The 18296-nt window shown below is 60.8% G+C and carries 15 protein-coding genes; 9 read left to right on the forward strand and 6 right to left on the reverse strand.

The annotated features are described in order from the left end of the window. Positions 1-34: 34 nt before the first annotated feature. The 3 genes from FBY02_RS24070 to FBY02_RS24080 form a co-directional block, all read right to left on the reverse strand. Entirely contained in the window at positions 35-1159 is a 1125-nt protein-coding gene (locus FBY02_RS24070; RefSeq protein ID WP_047702278.1) for an ABC transporter ATP-binding protein, read from the reverse strand. A 344-nt stretch (positions 1160-1503) separates the two neighbouring features. After that, complete coding sequence (locus tag FBY02_RS24075; RefSeq protein ID WP_144930585.1) at positions 1504-2133, reverse strand: response regulator transcription factor; 630 nt, start codon at positions 2131-2133, stop codon at positions 1504-1506. Between the two features lie 77 nt (positions 2134-2210). Continuing rightward, the gene (locus tag FBY02_RS24080) at positions 2211-4607 is read right to left on the reverse strand and encodes a PAS domain S-box protein (protein ID WP_144930586.1); all 2397 of its coding nucleotides are present in this window, start codon (positions 4605-4607) and stop codon (positions 2211-2213) included. A 74-nt stretch (positions 4608-4681) separates the two neighbouring features. Here FBY02_RS24080 and FBY02_RS24085 point away from each other — a divergent pair, with 74 nt between their 5' ends. Next, positions 4682-5677: an alpha/beta hydrolase family protein gene (locus FBY02_RS24085; RefSeq protein WP_144930587.1), complete on the forward strand. Its 996-nt coding sequence runs from the start codon at positions 4682-4684 to the stop codon at positions 5675-5677. Positions 5678-5780: 103 nt separating this feature from the next. Here the strand turns inward: FBY02_RS24085 and FBY02_RS24090 are convergent, their stop codons facing one another. From FBY02_RS24090 to FBY02_RS24100, 3 genes are read right to left on the reverse strand one after another with little or no spacing between them, the layout of a single operon-like run. Then, on the reverse strand, positions 5781-6548 hold the full coding sequence (locus tag FBY02_RS24090; protein ID WP_144930588.1) for a TerB family tellurite resistance protein: 768 nt from the start codon (positions 6546-6548) through the stop codon (positions 5781-5783). A gap of 1 nt (position 6549) precedes the next feature. Then, positions 6550-7221: an N-acetylmuramate alpha-1-phosphate uridylyltransferase MurU gene (murU, locus tag FBY02_RS24095; protein WP_144930589.1), complete on the reverse strand. Its 672-nt coding sequence runs from the start codon at positions 7219-7221 to the stop codon at positions 6550-6552. Then, on the reverse strand, positions 7218-8243 hold the full coding sequence (locus tag FBY02_RS24100) for an aminoglycoside phosphotransferase family protein (RefSeq protein ID WP_144930590.1): 1026 nt from the start codon (positions 8241-8243) through the stop codon (positions 7218-7220). Before FBY02_RS24100 ends, murU begins: the two co-directional genes overlap by 4 nt. A gap of 130 nt (positions 8244-8373) precedes the next feature. On the opposite strand from FBY02_RS24100, the gene FBY02_RS24105 reads away from it, so the two are divergent. The 8 genes from FBY02_RS24105 to FBY02_RS24140 all read left to right on the forward strand — a co-directional run bounded on the left by FBY02_RS24105 (position 8374) and on the right by FBY02_RS24140 (position 18224). Further along, positions 8374-11172 (forward strand): LPS-assembly protein LptD, encoded by a 2799-nt coding sequence (locus FBY02_RS24105; protein ID WP_144930591.1) that lies wholly within the window; start codon positions 8374-8376, stop codon positions 11170-11172. Then, the gene (gene surA / locus FBY02_RS24110) at positions 11147-12469 is read left to right on the forward strand and encodes a peptidylprolyl isomerase SurA (RefSeq protein WP_178112036.1); all 1323 of its coding nucleotides are present in this window, start codon (positions 11147-11149) and stop codon (positions 12467-12469) included. The genes FBY02_RS24105 and surA overlap by 26 nt, the downstream gene beginning before the upstream one ends. After that, complete coding sequence (gene pdxA, locus FBY02_RS24115; protein WP_144930593.1) at positions 12466-13455, forward strand: 4-hydroxythreonine-4-phosphate dehydrogenase PdxA; 990 nt, start codon at positions 12466-12468, stop codon at positions 13453-13455. Before surA ends, pdxA begins: the two co-directional genes overlap by 4 nt. After that, positions 13452-14270 (forward strand): 16S rRNA (adenine(1518)-N(6)/adenine(1519)-N(6))-dimethyltransferase RsmA, encoded by an 819-nt coding sequence (gene rsmA / locus FBY02_RS24120; RefSeq protein ID WP_144930594.1) that lies wholly within the window; start codon positions 13452-13454, stop codon positions 14268-14270. Before pdxA ends, rsmA begins: the two co-directional genes overlap by 4 nt. A gap of 108 nt (positions 14271-14378) precedes the next feature. Then, entirely contained in the window at positions 14379-14759 is a 381-nt protein-coding gene (gene apaG / locus FBY02_RS24125; RefSeq protein ID WP_047702288.1) for a Co2+/Mg2+ efflux protein ApaG, read from the forward strand. Further along, positions 14759-15640: a symmetrical bis(5'-nucleosyl)-tetraphosphatase gene (locus FBY02_RS24130; RefSeq protein WP_144930595.1), complete on the forward strand. Its 882-nt coding sequence runs from the start codon at positions 14759-14761 to the stop codon at positions 15638-15640. The genes apaG and FBY02_RS24130 overlap by 1 nt, the downstream gene beginning before the upstream one ends. A gap of 31 nt (positions 15641-15671) precedes the next feature. Then, positions 15672-16001 carry a thiosulfate sulfurtransferase GlpE gene (glpE, locus tag FBY02_RS24135; protein WP_144930596.1) on the forward strand — a complete coding sequence of 110 codons (330 nt, stop codon included), beginning with the start codon at positions 15672-15674 and terminating at the stop codon, positions 15999-16001. A gap of 300 nt (positions 16002-16301) precedes the next feature. Then, complete coding sequence (locus tag FBY02_RS24140) at positions 16302-18224, forward strand: PrkA family serine protein kinase (RefSeq protein ID WP_041023943.1); 1923 nt, start codon at positions 16302-16304, stop codon at positions 18222-18224. Positions 18225-18296: the final 72 nt, after the last annotated feature.

Genomic DNA, 18296 nt, shown 5'->3' on the forward strand with positions numbered 1-18296 from the left:
CAGGGTTGGTGTGTTGATTACAGCAGGGGGGCGATCAATTCGCCTCTAGAAGTGGGTCGAGCGCACGCACATGCTCAACCTGCCAGCCAAGCGGAACCACGTCGCCGACGGCCAGCTCGGGGTCGAGCTCGGCAATCGGTTGTTTCACGAAGAAGTCGTTCTTGCCGCAGACTTCCAGGCGAACCCGGACGTGGTCGCCCAGATAGATGAATTCCGCCACCCTCCCTGAGAAGCGGTTGACACATTGTTCGCTTGCGCCGTTGAGGCTCACCCGCTCCGGACGGATCGACAGGGTCACCGGCTCGCCGGGCTTGCCGACGTTTACCGCCAGCGCCTCGACCTTCTCGCCACGGCCCAGCTCCACCAGGCAGCGATCGCCGGTTTGACTGTGCAGGCGACCACTGAGACGGTTGTTTTCGCCGATGAAGTTGGCGACGAAGGTATTTTTGGGTTCTTCGTAGAGTGTGCGCGGCGGAGCGATCTGCTGGATCTCGCCCTGGTGGAACACCGCCACGCGGTCGGACATGGTCAAGGCTTCGCCCTGGTCGTGGGTCACATAGACCACGGTCACGCCGAGGCGCTGGTGCAGATGCTTGATTTCCATCTGCATGTGTTCACGCAGTTGCTTGTCCAGCGCGCCGAGGGGTTCGTCCATCAGCACCAGTTGCGGCTCGAATACCAGCGCCCGCGCCAGGGCGACACGTTGTTGCTGGCCGCCGGACAATTGCGCCGGGTAGCGCTGGGCGAAGGTGTCCAGCTGGACCATGCTCAGTACCCGTTTTACCCGATCGCTGACATCGCTCTTGTTCAGGCCCCGAACGGTCAATGGAAACGCCAGGTTCTCGGCGACGGTCATGTGGGGGAACAGGGCATAGTTCTGGAACACCATGCCGATGTCGCGCTTATGCGGCGGCACATGGTTGATGGCACGGCCGGCCAACTGGATCTCACCGGCGGTCGGGGTTTCAAAACCCGCGAGCATCATCAGGCTGGTGGTCTTGCCGGAACCGGACGGCCCGAGCAAGGTCAGGAACTCGCCCTTGCGAATGTCCAGGTTGAGGTCCTTGACGATCAGGTTCTCGCCATCGTAGCTCTTTTGCACACCACGAAAGCTGACCAGCACATCGCTGGCCCCCGCGCTTGAATCAACCTGGCTCATACCCGCACCTTTTGTATTGATGACTACTTGTGAATCAAGCCTAGTGGAGCCTCGTGCCCGCGCAAATCGGGGCGCAGGAGAGAATCGCCTCAGCCGGATGGAAGAGTCGGGGTAGGGATTGCCCTACAAGGGCGGCGGGATTGGATAAGGGCAGTGGCGAGTTATGAGTTGCAAGCCGCAAGCTGGGGGTAAAAGCAATGCTGGGCGTGTCGCAAATAAGTATGTCAGCGCATATTTCCTGTGGAAGCGGGCTTGCTCGCGAATGCGGTGTATCAGTGATGCATATTTGACTGACACACCGCACTCGCGAGCAAGCCCGCTCCCACAAGGGATCTGTGGCGTGCCTAGAGCAGCTTGTGCTCCATCGCGTACTTCACCAGTTCCGCCAGGGAAGTGATGTTGAGTTTCTGCATCAACCGCGCCTTGTGGGTACTGATGGTTTTACTGCTCAAGGCCAGTTGCTGGGCGATATCGTTGACGTTGGCGCCTTGGGCAAGGCGCTCAAAGACCGAGAACTCGCGCTCGGACAGCAGCGAATGCAACGGGCGAGTGTCGGTCAGGCCGACTTCGAACACCATGCGGTCGGCCAGGTCCGGGTCGATGTAACGCCCGCCCACCGCGACCTTGCGAATCGCCATGAGCAGCAACGCCGGGTCGCTGTCCTTGGTCGCGTAGCCAGCCGCGCCCACCTTCAACGCCCGGGCCGCCATCTGCGCCTCGTCATGCATCGACAACACCAGGATCGCCGGCGGATTGCTCAGCGCACGGATCCGCGGGATCGCCTCCAGGCCATTGACGCCCGGCATGGATATGTCCAGCAGCACCACTTCGCAGGGCACATGTCGCAGGGTCTCGAGCAACTGCTCGCCATTGCTCGCCTCTCCCGCCACCACCAGATCCTTTGCCAGGCCGATCAATTGCTTGATGCCTTCACGGACGATGGTGTGGTCTTCGGCTACCAGTACACGGATCACGTTCTTCTCCAGATTCAGAATCCAATCGCGAGCAGGCTCGCTCCCGCAGGGGCTATGTGTACATAAAACCCACCCCATCAGGCCTCAAGCAAGGGCACCCGCACTGCCAAGGTAGTCCCCTCCCCCGGCTCACTCTCCAGGGACAACCGCCCGCCCATGATCAGCACTCGCTCGCGCATTCCCACCAGCCCAAAGGATGTCGGCCGACTTGTATCGGCAATAAATCCTACACCGTCATCACTCACGATCAGACACAATTCATCGCCTTCGCGAACCAGCGTCAGTTCCACGGTGTGCGCCTGGGCGTGGCGCATCACGTTGGTCAGCGCCTCTTGAAGAATACGGAACAGGCCGATCGCCTTGGCATCGCTCAGGGCCGGCAGATTGTCGGGCACCTGCACGAGGCACGGGATCTGCGTACGCGCCTCGAAGCGTCGGGCCTGCCATTCGATGGCCGAGGCGATACCGGCATCGAGGATCGGCGGTCGCAACGCCGTCGCCACGTCTCGCACCAGCTGGAAAAGCTGGGCGATCAGGCGCTTCATGCTGTTGAGACGCTCCTGCAGGCCGGGGTCCAGTTGCGCATAGGCCAACTCACACATGGACGTTTCCAGCTTCAGCACCGTCAACATCTGACCCAGTTCGTCGTGGACTTCCCGGGCGATACGGGCCTTTTCCTCCTCCCGCACACTTTCCAGGTGCGCCGACAATTCGCGCAATTGCTCACGGGAGCTGGCCAGTTCCAGCTCGATACGCTTGCTTTCGGTGATGTCCCAGACAATGCCGTCCCAGACGTAGGCGCCATCCTCGAGACGACGGGTGATCGCCTTGATCTCGGCCCAGCGCTCCCGGCCTTCGCGGGTCAGGATGCGCCCCTGCCACGACCAGTCACTGTCGCTGTCCAGCGCCTGGTCCTGGGTGCGGTGATAATCGGCCTTATCCTCCGGATGCACCAGGCTGCGCAAGCCGGTGTCGCTGCGAGCCAGGGTCGCGGGGGAATAACCCACCAGGCTCTCGCTGCCTTCGCTGATGTAGGCAAAATCGATCTGGCCGGTCACCGGTGCCCGCTCCAGGCGGAAGACCAGGCCCGGCACGTTGGCAGCGATGCCTTGCAGGCGCGCTTCGCTTTCGCGCAACGCCGCCAACGCACGACGGCGCTCGGTCACATCGTTGAGGTAGACCACCAGGTATTCGGCATCACGGAAGCGCAGGAAGCTCAGGGAAACGTCGGCCGGCAGAATGCTGCCATCAGCCCGCACGCACTCGGTCTCGAAGCTCTGTGGTCCGTCCTCGCTGGCCCGGGCGCGCTTCCACAGGTTCAGCCAGCGATCCATGTGCAGGCCCGGCTCGAAGTCGATCAAGGGACGCTCGATGATCGCACCGGGTCCATAACCAAGCATGGTTTCGGCGGCGCGGTTGGCGTAACGCACATGGCTGTCCCAGTTGACCCAGAGAATGCCGACCGTGCTTTGATCGATGGAAAACTGGGTGAGCCGCAGCGCCTCCTCGCTGGCGGCACGCTGGGCGATATCTTCGCGCGCGGAGCGCAGGCGTCGCTCCAACCCACGTTGCTGACGACGCTGCCAGAATACGATGGCGATGGCGCTCAATAGCAAGGCCAGCATCAACAACGTCAGGTTCTGCCAGAACCCCGGGGTCTCGGTCAGGCGCGGATACTTGGGTTTGAGCCAGCGGCTGTGCAGTTGCTCCAGTTCCCTGGCGGGAATCGCCTGCAGCCCCTTGTCGACTATTTCGGCCAACTCCGGCCAGTCCCGACGCGTAGCGACCCGCAGCAGTTGCGGCAGGCCGATGTCGCCGACCACCACCAGCTCGGCGAACTCCGGCTCGATCATGAGCCGGCCCAATTGCGCCTCGTCGACCACCGCGTAGCGAGCCTGCTGGCTGAGCAACAGCTGCAGGGCCTCGCGCTCCATCGGCACGCCCTGCAGATTCAATGTCGGATAGGTGTTGTGCAGGTAATCCGCCGTGGTGCTGGGCATGCGTACCGCGACCCGGACCTGGGCGTCGAGTTTTTCCAGTTCCACACCCTCGGCGCCCTTCTGCTCACCGACAATCAACTGCGGCACGCGCATGTATGGATCGGAGAACAGCCAGAGCCTGAGTCCACCCGGCGTCTGGGTCAGACCCGGGGCGATATCCACTTCACCATCGCGCAGCGCGGCCTCCAGTTGCGCCAGGTCCTGGAAATTGCGCCAGGTCAGCTCGACGTTCAATACCTTGCCCAACCACTGCATCAACTCGACGTTGGTGCCGGACAGGCGCTGCAAGCGTCGATCGTACTGCGCATACGGCGCTTGCAGGACCAGGCCAACCCGCAATTGAGGATGTTGTGCCAACCATTGCCGTTGTCCGACATTCCATTGCACCCCATGGGCAGAAGGCGCGGGCGCAGCCCACGTCATCAAGGGAAACCATAAACAGCCGATAACCCACAGGCAGCAAAAACGCATCATTGAAGTCTCACGCACTGACAAATACTGACCAACCCATTAGGCTGCCGGAAATACTTCTGGCCCTGGAATATCCGATGCCCTTTGTCCACCGCCTGGCATTGCCAGCATTGTGCCTGTCGCTGATCCTGCCGAGTGCGTTTTCTGTACAGGCTGACGAACCGACGCCCGCCGTGTCGGATCAACCCACCGAGACAAAACCGCTCGAGCGCCAACCCTTGCTCGAGCGTAGCCAGGAAGAGGCGGCCGCGCTGGAGCGAAAAGTCCCGACCCAGGAACAACAACAGCTCCAAACCGGCAGCGACACCTTCCTGGCCCTCTGGAAACCGGCCAACACCAGCGATCCCAAGGGCGCGGTCATCATAATCCCGGGTGCCGGTGAAACGGCTGATTGGCCTCAAGTCATCGGACCGTTGCGTAAAAAATTGCCCGACGTCGAATGGAATACCCTGAGTATCACGCTGCCGGACCCGCAAAGCGATGTCATCGCACCGCGTGCCGTGGAAACCCCGCCGGAAACCAAACCGGCCGACACGGCTGCCGCGGCCCCGGACGCCACCACTGCGCCGCCGATCGAACAAGTGGCGGGCGGTGAAGCAGACGCCGTCGACCCGGTCGTTGCCCAAGCCGATGAAGAACATGCCAAGGCCGACGCCGAACGCGTTTTCGCTCGCATCGATGCAGCCCTCGCCTACGCCGAGCAGCAGAGCTCGCGCCGCATTGTGCTGCTGGGCCACGGCACTGGCGCCTATTGGGCGGCGCGTTATCTCAGCGAAAAACAGCCCCCGCAGGTCGAACGCTTCGTGATGGTCGCCGCGCAGACCCCGGCCACCGCCAAACCCGGCCTGGCCGAACTGACGCCGACCTTGAAACTGGCAACCGCCGATGTCTTCTATATGGACAGGCCATTGGATCGCAACGCAGCGCTGGAACGCTTGCAGGCGAGCAAACGCTTGAAGGGTTCGAATTTCAGCCAGGTCTCTCTCAAGGCCTTGCCCAACGCGGCGGCGCAGCAGGAGCAGTTGTTCCGGCGGGTTCGAGGGTGGTTGAACCCGCAGAATCCCGCTGAATGACGCCTACGCGATTCTTTCGCCAGGTACCGGCTCGTGGCGAGGGGATTTATCCCCGCGGGCGGCGAAGCCGCCCCAGGGCCTTGCCACTATTTATTCAACGACACTAGCGAAAATCCCGCCGCTCCCGAATCAACCGATAAGCGTTATGCAATTCCCGGGTCTTGTCCGTGGCCTCGCGCACCTGCAAAGGCGTTGCGCCACTGCCGGCAATTTTGTCTGGATGGTGACGGCTGAGCAGTCGACGATAGGCCCGTTTGATCTGCGAAGGCTCAGTAGTGGCTGAAACCCCCAGCAAGCGCAACGCTTCCTGATAGGTCACGCCACTGTTGGGCAGCGACGGCTTCTGGGGTTCGTAATCAATCGCCAGCGCCTGGACCTGCTGGGGTGTCCAACCCAGCCACTTGCCCCACTGAATGAGCAACTCGCGCTCATTGGCGCCGGCACGGCCGTCAGCCCAGACCATCCGCCAACAGGCCCGCAGCACACCCTCGGCGGCATGGGGTTGAGTGGCGAGACGACGCAGATAACCACGCACGCGGTCATTTCCGGACTTGCCTCGGTTGAATGCCGCTATGGCCCGGCGTTGTGCCGGCTCGCTCAGGTCCAGCGCACGCATTTCCTGGCGGGCCTGCTGGATGTGACCGTCCACCACCCGACCGTCGACTTTCGCCAACCGTCCCAACAAGACAAACAGCAGCTCGTCGTTGCGCAACGCCGGACGACCGCCCAGGCGCTCACGTATCTGTGCCCAGCCTTGCAAGTTCAGGCGCCGGTCCAACGCCTGGCCCAACAACGCCCCAAGCATGGCCCCCGGAATGCTGGCTATGGCAAAGCCCGCTCCGGCTCCTATCAGAGTCCCTGGCCACCACATATCAACGGCTCGCTTCTATCAAGGTTTCGACTTGCATCAAACGTTCATGGGTCCCCACATCGACCCAATGCCCCTCCAGGCGCTCGCCACTGACCTGCCCCTTTGCCATGGCTCGGCGCAGCAGCGGTGCGAGCTTGAACGCGCCATCCGTGCAGCCCTCGAACAACCTTGGGTGCAGGACGGCAATGCCGCTATAGGTCAGTTTGTCGGCAGCCGGTTCTCCTTCGTGAACCTTTCCGTCGGCCAGGATGAAATCACCGCCCGGGTGATGGTCGGGATTATCCACCAACACCAGGTGCGCCAACCCTTCAAGTGGCCCGCGCAAGCCACTGAAATCGTAGTCGCTCCAGATATCACCATTGACCACCACGAACGCATCATCGCCCAGCAGCGGCAAGGCCCGGAAAATCCCACCACCCGTCTCCAGCGGCTCGCCTTCGGGTGAATAACAGATCCGCACGCCAAATCTCGCACCATCTCCCAAGTGATCCTCGATCTGCTGACCGAGCCAGGCGTGATTGATCACGACATCGCTGAAACCGGCGATGCCCAACGCCCGCAGATGGTATTCGATCAATGGGATGCCGCCGACGCGAATCAACGGCTTCGGGGTGGTCAGGGTCAAGGGACGCATGCGCTCGCCCTTACCCGCCGCAAGGATCATCGCCTTCATGCCGTCGCTCCGGCCGGGCGAGGCAGGCTGGACAACAATGCCTGCAGTTGCGCCAGTTCAGGACGACGAGCGAGGACAGCCTCTATATAGGCAAAGAAGCGCGGCACATCGCCCAGGTAACGCGGCTTGCCATCGCGGTGGCAGATGCGCGCGAAAATCCCGATGACCTTGAGATGGCGTTGCACGCCCATCAGGTCGCTGGCCCGCAGGAAGTCTTCAATATCCGGCTGAACCGGGATACCAAGCGCGCCAGCTTGCCGCCAGTAATCCTCCAGCCAGCCACGGACACGCGCCTCGGGCCAACTGAGGAAGGCGTCCTTGAACAGACAGGTCACGTCGTAGGTCACCGGGCCGTAGACCGCATCCTGGAAATCCAGCACCCCGGGATTGGGTTCGCTGAGCATCAGATTGCGCGGCATGTAGTCGCGATGCACCAGGACTTTGGGTTGGGCCAGGGCGCTGTCGATCAACAGGTCACTGGCCTCTTGCCAAAGTTGTTGCTGTATCGAATCGAACTCGATGCCCAGTTCGCGCTTGACGTACCACTCGGGGAACAGTTCCAGCTCCCGGCGCAGCAAGGCAACGTCATAGCTGGGCAACGGCGCGACCATCGGCAACTGCTGGAAAGCCAGCAGCGCCTGCAGGGCATCACGGAATAAATCGTCGGCATTTTCTCCATCGATCACGTCCAGATAGGTCCGGTTACCCAGGTCATTGAGCAAAAGAAAGCCGCGCTCGAGATCTTCTGCATAAATTTTTGGCACATTTATTCCGGATCTCGCCAGCAAAAACGCAATGTCCACGAAGGGTTTGCAGTTTTCCTGGGGCGGCGGCGCATCCATCACGATCAGACTGCGCCCCTCGCCTTCCCAGCGGAAATAACGCCGGAAACTCGCGTCGCTGCTGGCCGCGGTCAATGTGGCCGGCGGTACGACACCCCAGCTCTGGGCGGCAAAAAGGATCGGAAGTTGCTCATCGAGCCAAACTTTCAGGTGTTGCAAGCGTACATCTTGGTCGGGCATTGCAAGGGTCTCCGACGGCCCTAGCCGTCAAGCGGGTCATGCTTTATTATCCAGCATCTTTTTCAGACCATCGAGAGGCGTGCGGCCCACACCGCGGGCAGATGGCACGCAGGAAGCCCGGACTAATAAGATGGCATTGAAATCCCCCGCGTTTCGTAGAAAATTTCCGTTGTTGGTCACCGGCAGTCTGCTGGCCCTGCAACCCCTGGCCTCTTCATTCGTTGTCGCGGCGCAGCAGTATGACTGCTCCGTCTCCGCTTCGGGTGCCTGGGACTGTTCCCCCAAGACCCCGGCCGCCGCATTGCCGCCACGTCCGGTGCATGAAGGCAGTGCCGTTGCCGACAGCGGCGACGCTGCGGCCGGCAACAGCTCGGTTGAAGCAGCCGGCGACAAGCCGGTGCTGGTCACCGAAGCCAAGGGTCGCGGCCTGAAGTCGCGCAGTGCAGACTACAGCCACCTGGATTGGGTTCCACGGGAGAACCTCACGCCTGCGCAACTGGCCGAAACCGGACCTTATTGCTCCGGCGCCTATATCGAGCCGCCCCGTCCTGGCATGAATGACAAGACGGCCAAGAGCGATGCACCGACCTTCCTCGGCGCGAAGGCTTCACGCTACGAGCAGGAACAGCAGGTGGCGACCCTGGCCGGTGACGTGGTCATGCGCCAGGGCAGCATGCAGGTCGAGGCGGACGAAGCCAACCTGTACCAGGCAGAGAACCGTGGCGAGCTGAGCGGCAATGTGCGAGTCCGCGACAACGGCGCGCTGATTGTCGGCGACCATGCCGATGTCCAGCTGGACACCGGCGAAGCCAAGGTCGACAACGCCGAATACGTGATGCACAAGTCGCGCATCCGCGGTAACGCGCTGTACGCCAAGCGTGCCGAGAACGCGATCATCCGCCTCAAGGACGGCACGTACACCACGTGCGAACCGAACAGCAACGCCTGGACGCTCAAGGGCAACAACATCACCCTGAACCCGGCCACCGGCTTCGGTACCGCGACCAACGTGACGCTGCGGGTCAAGGACATCCCGGTCCTTTACACGCCTTATATCTACTTCCCGATCGACGACCGCCGCCAGTCCGGCTTCCTGCCACCGACCATCGGCAGCGGCAGCGACACCGGCTTCCTGTTGGTCACCCCGTACTACTTCAACCTGGCGCCTAACTACGACGCCACGTTGTATCCGCGCTACATGAGCAAGCGCGGCCTGCTGATGGAAGGCGAATTCCGTTACCTGACCAAGTCCAGCGAAGGTCAGTTCGGCGCTGCGTACCTCAATGATGAAGAAGACGAGCGCGCCAAGCAGTCCGACTACAGCAAGACCCGCTATATGTACAACTGGCAGCACAAGGGCGGGCTGGACTCGCGTGTGCTGACGGAAGTCGACTACACCAAGATCAGCGACCCGTATTACTTCCAGGATTTGCAGACCGACCAGATCGGTGTCGAGTCCAGGGATTACGTGAACCAGCAGGGTGCGGTCAGCTATCGCGGGGATAACTACACGGCTCGGGTGAATGCCCAGGCGTATCAGATGGCGACGATTTCGAAGATCACGCCGTATAACCGCCTGCCGCAGATCACCTTCAATGGGTCATTGCCTGACCACCCGTATGGTCTGGATTTCGCGTATAAGACGGAGCTCGTGCGGTTTGATCGTGATTTGCGAACCGGCGACTATAGCGATGAGAATGGTGACACTTCACCATTTCTGGACAACAACATTCGTGGCCTCGCACGGGCTAACGGCGATCGCCTGAACCTGGCTCCGGTCATCAGTCTGCCGATGAATGCTAGCTACGGCTACATCAAGCCGTCGCTCAAGTATCAATACACTCAGTACGATCTGGACCTGGACGGTATCGGCAAAACGCAGGTTGCCGCGCAGAACGCAGAGGCTGATCGGCTGCGAGGCACCTACAGCAGCAGCCAGAACCGCGGCGTGCCAATTGCCAGCATCGACAGCGGGCTGTATTTCGACCGCGACACTCAGTGGTTCGGCAGCAACTACCGCCAGACATTGGAACCCCGCCTGTTCTATCTCTACGTACCGGAGAAGGATCAGAGCGACATTCCCGTGTTCGACACCAGTGAATCGACCTTCAGCTACTCCTCGCTGTTCCGGGATAACCGCTTCACCGGTTCCGACCGTGTCGGCGACGAGAACAAGCTGTCCCTGGGCGTGACCAGCCGCTGGATCGAAGAAAACGGTTTCGAGCGTCAGCGCGTCAGCGTCGGCCAGGCCCTGTACTTCAAGGATCGCGAAGTCCAACTGCCGGGCATCGATTTCAAGACCCGCGAAGACGCCAAGTCGGACGTGTCTCCATACGCGCTGGAATACGAATTCCGCTGGAATCGCGACTGGCGTACCACTGCCACCTACAACTGGGACCCGGATACCCACAGCCCCCGCTCGGGCAGTGCGATGTTCCATTACCAGCCGGAAGACAACCCGAACAAGGTCATCAACGCCGGTTATCGCTATCGTAACGACCAGATCCGTTATGACGAGGCCACCGGTCAATGGCAAGTGGGTGGCGGCGACTACGGCACACCGGGCACCCCTGGCTACGTGAAGGACTACTACAAGATCAAGCAGCACGATTTCTCGGTCATCTGGCCGATCGTTCCGCAGTGGAACGCTATCAGCCGCTGGCAGTATGACTACAACCGCAATCGTACCCTGGAAGCCTTTGGTGGTTTCGAATACGACAACTGCTGCTGGAAACTGCGCCTGATCAACCGTTACTGGGTCGACTACGAAGAGTTCAGTCAAGCCGCCCCGGAAAACGAAAAAGGCGACCACGGCGTCTTCCTCCAAATTGTCCTGAAGGGACTCGGCGGCCTCACCGGCGCCAAGGTAGAGAGCTTCCTCGACAAAGGCATCCAAGGTTATCGTGAACGTGAAGACCAAGCTTTCTGATTGTCTGCGCCCGCTGATGCTGGGCGCGCTGTTCCTGGGTACCGCGGCCAACGCCGCGGTTCAGTCCATCGATAGAGTGGTGGCCATTGTCGACAACGACGTGGTCATGCAGAGCCAACTGGACCAGCGTGTCCATGAAGTGCAGCAAACCATCGCCAAGCGCGGCGGAGGCCTGCCACCGCCGGGTGTGCTGGATCAGCAAGTGCTTGAGCGTCTGATCGTCGAAAACCTGCAATTGCAGATCGGTGAACGCTCCGGTATCCGTATCACCGACGAAGAGCTGAACCAGGCCGTCGGTACGATCGCTCAGCGTAACAACATGACCATCGACCAGTTCCGCGCTGCGTTGGCGCATGATGGCCTGTCCTACGATGACGCCCGCGACCAGATCCGCCGCGAGATGATCATCAGTCGCGTGCGCCAGCGTCGAGTGTCTGAACGCATCCAGGTTTCCGAGCAGGAAGTGAAGAATTTCCTCGCGTCCGACCTGGGCAAGATGCAGCTTTCCGAAGAACTGCACTTGGCGAACATCCTGATTCCTACGCCGGAAAGCGCGAACTCCGAAGCGATTCAGAGTGCTTATCGCCAGGCAATGGATGTCTACCAGCAGCTCAAGCAAGGTGCCGACTTCGGTCAGATGGCCGTCGCCCGCTCCGGCAGCGAAAACGCCCTGGAAGGCGGCGACATGGGCTGGCGCAAGCCTGCTCAACTGCCGCCTCCATTCGACCGCGAACTGAGCGCCATGGCGGTGGGTGACATCACCCAGCCTGCCCGCACTCCTGGCGGCTTCATTATCCTGAAAGTGCTGGAGAAACGTGGCGGCGGCGCGCAGGTGCGTGACGAAGTCCATGTTCGCCACATCCTGATCAAACCCAGCGAGATTCGCAGCGAAGCCGAAACCAAGCGCCTGGCGGAAAAGCTCTACGACCGCATCGAGGCGGGCGAAGACTTCGCCGAACTGGCGAAGAGCTTTTCGGAAGACCCGGGATCGGCCCTCAACGGTGGCGACCTGAACTGGGTTGATCCAAACGCGCTGGTACCCGAGTTCCGCAAGGTCATGGCCGAAACGCCACAAGGCCAACTGTCCAAGCCGTTCAAGAGCCCTTATGGCTGGCATGTCCTGGAAGTCCTTGGCCGTCGCGCCACCGACAGCACCACCCAGGCCCGCGAACAACAGGCAATGACGGTACTGCGTAATCGCAAGTACGACGAAGAGCTGCAAACCTGGCTGCGCCAGATCCGCGACGAAGCCTACGTTGAAATCAAACTCCCTGGTGCAGACCAGGCTGCGCAGTGAAACCCAAGCGTTTTGCGCTGACGCCCGGCGAGCCTGCCGGCATAGGTCCCGACCTGTGCCTGCTGCTCGCCGCGCAACCCCAGCCATATCCTCTGATTGCAATCACCAGCCGCAGCCTGCTCCTTGAGCGGGCTGCGCAGTTGGGCGTAGCCGTCAACCTGCTTGCAGTGACACCGGACGCCTGGCCGGATGCACCAGCGCCGGCCGACAGCCTGTATGTCTGGGATACCCCCCTTGGCGCCCCGGTCATCACCGGGCAACTGGACAAGGCCAACGCCGGTTTTGTCCTGGAGACCCTGACCCGTGCCGGCCAGGGCTGCCTGGATGGCGCTTTCGCCGGTATGGTCACCGCACCGGTACACAAGGGTGTGATCAACGAATCCGGCATCGCCTTTTCCGGACACACCGAATTCCTCGCGGACCTGACCCGCACCGCACAGGTCGTGATGATGCTCGCTACCCGTGGCCTGCGGGTCGCCCTGGTGACCACTCACCTGCCCTTGCGGGACATTGCCGACGCCATCACCCCGGAGCGCCTGGAGCGTGTCACGCGGATACTGCACGCCGACCTGCAGGAAAAGTTCGGCATCGCCCACCCACGCATCCTGGTCTGCGGGCTCAACCCCCATGCCGGTGAGAGCGGACACCTGGGTCGCGAAGAAATCGACATCATTGAACCTACATTGGAGCGCTTGCGCAGCGAAGGCATGAACCTGCATGGCCCGCTGCCTGCCGATACTCTGTTTACCCCCAAATATCTGGAGCACTGCGACGCGGTGCTGGCGATGTACCATGACCAGGGCCTGCCCGTGTTGAAGTTCAAAGGCTTCGGCGCGGCAGTCAACGTGACCCTCGGTCTGCCGATCATCCGCACGTCGGTGGACCATGGCACCGCCCTGGACCTGGCCGGCAGTGGCAAGATCGATACCGGCAGCCTGCAGGTCGCGCTGGAAACCGCCTACCAGATGGCCGAGACCCGTTTATGACCGAGCAATACCAACACCGCGCGCGCAAGCGTTTCGGCCAGAACTTCCTGCATGACGCCGGTGTGATCGATCGCATCCTGCGCTCCATTAACGCCAAGCCCGACGACCGCATGCTGGAAATCGGCCCGGGCCAGGGTGCCCTGACCGAAGGCCTGCTAGACAGCGGTGCACAACTGGACGTGGTGGAGCTGGACAAGGACCTGGTTCCGATCCTCAACCAGCAATTCGCCGGCAGGAGCAACTTCAACCTGCACCAGGGCGACGCGCTGAAGTTCGACTTCAACAGCCTGAACGCCGCGCCGAACAGCCTGCGGGTCGTGGGCAACCTGCCATACAACATCTCCACGCCACTGATCTTCCACCTGCTGAGCAACGCCGGCCTGATCCGCGACATGCACTTCATGTTGCAGAAGGAAGTGGTCGAACGCCTCGCCGCAGGTCCTGGCGGCGGTGATTGGGGGCGCCTCTCGATCATGGTCCAGTATCATTGCCGTGTCGAACACCTGTTCAACGTCGGCCCGGGGGCATTCAATCCTCCGCCCAAAGTCGACTCGGCCATCGTCCGCCTCGTCCCCCATGCAGTACTACCGCATCCGGCCAAGGACCATCGCCTGCTGGAGCGCGTGGTACGCGAAGCCTTCAACCAACGTCGCAAAACCTTGCGCAATACACTGAAGTTGCTGCTCAGCAGCGCCGAAATCGAGGCCGCAGGGGTCGATGGCAGCCTGCGCCCCGAGCAGCTGGATCTGGCGGCCTTCGTGCGCCTGGCCGACAAGCTCAGCGAACAGGCCGCACCGAAAGCCGAAGCCATCTGACGGACAATGACCGTCTCGGGTGGGACGCCCCTCTGGTTTACTACCCGATACTTGGCCTAGACTGATCCCTTCAGCCACGCCCGCGTCCCGCTTCTAAGGCCCTTTTGCATGTCCGATCCTCGTTATCAGGTCGACGTCAGCGTCACCACCCGCTTCCTGGCAGAACAGTCGCAACCCGAACATAACCGTTTCGCCTTCGCCTACACCATCACCGTGCGCAACAACGGCTCGCTACCGGCCAGGCTGCTGTCTCGGCACTGGATCATTACCGATGGCGACGGTCATGTCGAAGAGGTACGTGGCGAGGGCGTGGTAGGCCAGCAACCGCTGATCGACGCTGGCAACAGCCACAGCTACAGCAGCGGCACCGTGATGACGACCCGGGTCGGCACCATGCAGGGTACCTATCAGATGCTGGCCGAGGACGGCAAGCGCTTCGATGCCGTCATCAAGCCTTTTCGCCTGGCGGTGCCCGGAGCCTTGCACTGATGGCCACCTACGCGGTCGGTGACCTGCAGGGTTGCCTCAGCCCACTCCAGTGCCTGCTGGAGCGCGTCGCCTTCGACCCGCAGAAAGACACCTTGTGGCTGGTGGGTGACCTGGTCAACCGTGGCCCGCAATCGCTGGAGACGTTGCGTTTTCTCTTCAGCATCCGCCAGTCCCTGGTGTGCGTGCTCGGCAATCACGACCTGCACCTGTTGGCCGTCTGGCAAAACATCGAGCGCCTGAAGAAATCCGACACCTTGAAGGAAATCCTCGACGCCCCCGATTGCATCGAATTGTTGGAATGGCTGCGCCAGCAAAAGCTCATGCACTACGACGAGCAGCGCAATCTGGCGCTGGTGCATGCCGGCATCCCGCCCCAATGGTCTCTGCGCAGGGCGCTCAAGTGCGCCGGCGAAGTCGAACAGGCACTACGCGACGACAACCTGTTCGGTCCCTACCTGGACGGCATGTACGGCAACGATCCGGTCAAGTGGGACAACGACCTCACCGGGGTGACCCGTCTGCGGGTCATCACCAATTATTTCACCCGCATGCGCTTCTGCACCCGCGATGGCAAGCTCGACCTCAAGGGCAAGGAAGGCATCGAGACCGCACCGCCCGGCTATGCCCCATGGTTCAAGCACAAGGAGCGCAAGACCCGTGACCTGAAGATCATTTTCGGTCACTGGGCAGCGCTGCTGGGCCAATGCGACGAACCAGGACTCTTTGCCCTCGATACCGGTTGCGTGTGGGGCGAAGCGCTGACACTGATGAACGTCGATACCGGCGAACGACTGCGTTGCGACTGCGACGAACAGGGGCATGCCAAGTCCCCTCACCACCACCCGACCCCTGCATCGTCGCCGACCGGCACCGCCGTCTGATCGGCGCCTGGCCTGCGACAGGAGCTTTCCCATGACTGAGTTCAAACGCATTCCCCCGGAACAAGCCCAGGCCCTGCGAGAGCAGGGCGCGGTCTTCGTCGACATCCGCGACCCCGGCACTTTTTCCGCCCTTCATATCAGCGGGTCCAAGCACCTGGATAACCACTCCCTGCATGATTTCATTACCAAGGCCGATCTTGACGCTCCGGTCGTAGTGGTCTGTTATCACGGCAATTCCAGCCAGAGCGCAGCCGCCTATCTGGTCGGCCAGGGCTTCACCGACGTCTATAGCCTGGATGGCGGCTTTGAACTGTGGCGCACGACTTATCCGTCAGATACGGCGCAAGGCTCCCACGAATAATTTTTTATACCCGCCCAAACCCGCGTGGACCGCGGGCTTGAGCGATAGCTGACGAACGGTCTGCCATAACTTATTACGCATTCCACCTGTGCCTCTCCGATTCCGAACTATTCTTAGCCTCAGGCCATCCAAAACAGGGGAGAGCCGGTACACCGGCGCGCGGATCATCGGGAGTCAGCTTTCAGGAGCCTTCATCCTGGAAGCATTCTGGGGGGATAAACGGCAGCTGGATTCCCAGCGGCTGACCAGCAACGACTGATTGATCCGACACCGGCTCCACGTATCGAGCGAGGTGACGTCATGAGTATTTTTAGCCACTTCCAGCAACGTTTCGAGTCCACGCGGCAGGAGGAATACTCGCTGCAGGAATACCTCGAACTCTGCAAGCAGGACCGCAGTGCCTACGCATCGGCTGCAGAGCGTCTGTTGCTGGCGATCGGAGAACCCGAACTGCTGGATACCTCGACCAACTCGAGGCTCTCGCGGATTTTTTCCAACAAGGTGATACGCCGCTATCCGGCCTTTGAAGACTTCCACGGGATGGAAGAATGCATCGACCAGATCGTGTCCTATTTCCGCCACGCAGCCCAAGGCCTGGAGGAGAAAAAGCAAATCCTCTATCTGCTTGGTCCGGTGGGTGGCGGTAAATCGTCCCTGGCCGAAAAACTCAAGCAACTGATCGAAAAAGTACCCTTCTACGCGATCAAGGGCTCGCCGGTATTCGAATCGCCCCTGGGGCTGTTCAACGCCACCGAGGATGGCGCGATTCTCGAGGAAGACTTCGGCATTCCACGCCGCTACCTCAATACCATCATGTCGCCATGGGCCACCAAACGTCTGGCCGAGTTCGGCGGTGACATCAGTCAGTTCAAGGTGGTCAAGCTCTACCCATCGATCCTCAATCAGATAGGGGTGGCCAAGACCGAACCAGGCGACGAGAACAACCAGGACATTTCGGCCCTGGTGGGCAAGGTCGATATCCGCAAGCTGGAAGAATTCCCACAGAACGATGCCGATGCCTATAGCTACTCGGGCGCGCTGTGCAGGGCCAACCAGGGCTTGATGGAATTCGTCGAGATGTTCAAGGCGCCCATCAAAGTGCTGCACCCCCTACTGACCGCAACCCAGGAAGGCAACTACAACAGTACCGAGGGCCTGGGGGCGATTCCATTCAGTGGCATCCTGCTGGCTCACTCCAACGAGTCGGAATGGCACACCTTCCGCAACAACAAGAACAACGAAGCGTTCATCGACCGGATCTACATCGTCAAGGTGCCGTACTGCCTGCGGGTCACCGATGAGGTGAAGATCTACGACAAGCTGCTGTTCAACAGCTCACTGGCCAAGGCCCATTGCGCTCCCGACACCCTGAAGATGCTGGCTCAGTTCACCGTGCTCTCGCGCCTCAAGGAGCCGGAGAACTCCAACATCTATTCGAAGATGCGGGTATACGACGGTGAAAACCTCAAGGACACCGACCCGAAGGCCAAGTCGATCCAGGAATACCGTGATAACGCAGGGGTCGATGAAGGCATGAACGGCCTGTCGACGCGTTTCGCTTTCAAGATCCTGTCCAAGGTCTTCAACTTCGACCCTCACGAGATCGCCGCCAACCCGGTTCACCTGCTGTACGTGCTGGAACAGCAGATCGAGCAGGAACAGTTCCAGGCGGAAACCCGCGAGCGGTACCTGCGTTTCCTCAAGGAATACCTGGCCCCGCGGTATATCGAGTTCATCGGCAAGGAGATCCAGACCGCGTACCTGGAGTCCTACAGCGAATATGGCCAGAACATCTTCGACCGCTACGTACTGTACGCGGATTTCTGGATCCAGGATCAGGAATACCGCGATCCGGAAACCGGGGAAATTCTCAATCGCGTAGCGCTCAACGAGGAGCTGGAAAAGATCGAGAAGCCGGCAGGCATCAGCAATCCGAAGGATTTCCGCAACGAGATCGTCAACTTCGTGTTGCGCGCGCGGGCCAACAACAACGGCAAGAATCCCACCTGGCTCAGCTATGAAAAGCTGCGGGTGGTTATCGAGAAGAAAATGTTCTCCAACACCGAGGACCTGTTGCCGGTCATCAGCTTCAACGCCAAGGCCAGCAAGGAGGACCAGCAAAAACATAACGACTTCGTCACACGCATGGTCGAACGTGGCTACACCGACAAACAGGTACGGCTGCTTTCCGAGTGGTATCTGCGGGTCCGGAAATCGCAATAAAACAGCTACAAGCCACAAGCTACAAGCTGCAAGGAAAAGCGCGTTAGCCCCGGCAACCGGGTAGCTGCTTCT

Origin of the sequence: Pseudomonas sp. SJZ078, from assembly GCF_007828255.1 — a bacterium.
Classification (GTDB): Bacteria; Pseudomonadota; Gammaproteobacteria; order Pseudomonadales; family Pseudomonadaceae; genus Aquipseudomonas.

What these genes read in the sequence shown, in the direction of transcription:
- FBY02_RS24130 (WP_144930595.1), top strand. Translation starts at nt 14,759, where the DNA reads ATGGCCACCTACGCGGTCGGTGACCTGCAGGGTTGCCTCAGCCCACTC.
- FBY02_RS24140 (WP_041023943.1), top strand. Translation starts at nt 16,302, where the DNA reads ATGAGTATTTTTAGCCACTTCCAGCAACGTTTCGAGTCCACGCGGCAG.
- FBY02_RS24080 (WP_144930586.1), bottom strand. Translation starts at nt 4,607, where the DNA reads ATGATGCGTTTTTGCTGCCTGTGGGTTATCGGCTGTTTATGGTTTCCC.
- glpE (WP_144930596.1), top strand. Translation starts at nt 15,672, where the DNA reads ATGACTGAGTTCAAACGCATTCCCCCGGAACAAGCCCAGGCCCTGCGA.
- FBY02_RS24085 (WP_144930587.1), top strand. Translation starts at nt 4,682, where the DNA reads ATGCCCTTTGTCCACCGCCTGGCATTGCCAGCATTGTGCCTGTCGCTG.
- FBY02_RS24100 (WP_144930590.1), bottom strand. Translation starts at nt 8,243, where the DNA reads ATGCCCGACCAAGATGTACGCTTGCAACACCTGAAAGTTTGGCTCGAT.
- FBY02_RS24090 (WP_144930588.1), bottom strand. Translation starts at nt 6,548, where the DNA reads ATGTGGTGGCCAGGGACTCTGATAGGAGCCGGAGCGGGCTTTGCCATA.
- murU (WP_144930589.1), bottom strand. Translation starts at nt 7,221, where the DNA reads ATGAAGGCGATGATCCTTGCGGCGGGTAAGGGCGAGCGCATGCGTCCC.
- FBY02_RS24105 (WP_144930591.1), top strand. Translation starts at nt 8,374, where the DNA reads ATGGCATTGAAATCCCCCGCGTTTCGTAGAAAATTTCCGTTGTTGGTC.
- FBY02_RS24070 (WP_047702278.1), bottom strand. Translation starts at nt 1,159, where the DNA reads ATGAGCCAGGTTGATTCAAGCGCGGGGGCCAGCGATGTGCTGGTCAGC.
- apaG (WP_047702288.1), top strand. Translation starts at nt 14,379, where the DNA reads ATGTCCGATCCTCGTTATCAGGTCGACGTCAGCGTCACCACCCGCTTC.
- rsmA (WP_144930594.1), top strand. Translation starts at nt 13,452, where the DNA reads ATGACCGAGCAATACCAACACCGCGCGCGCAAGCGTTTCGGCCAGAAC.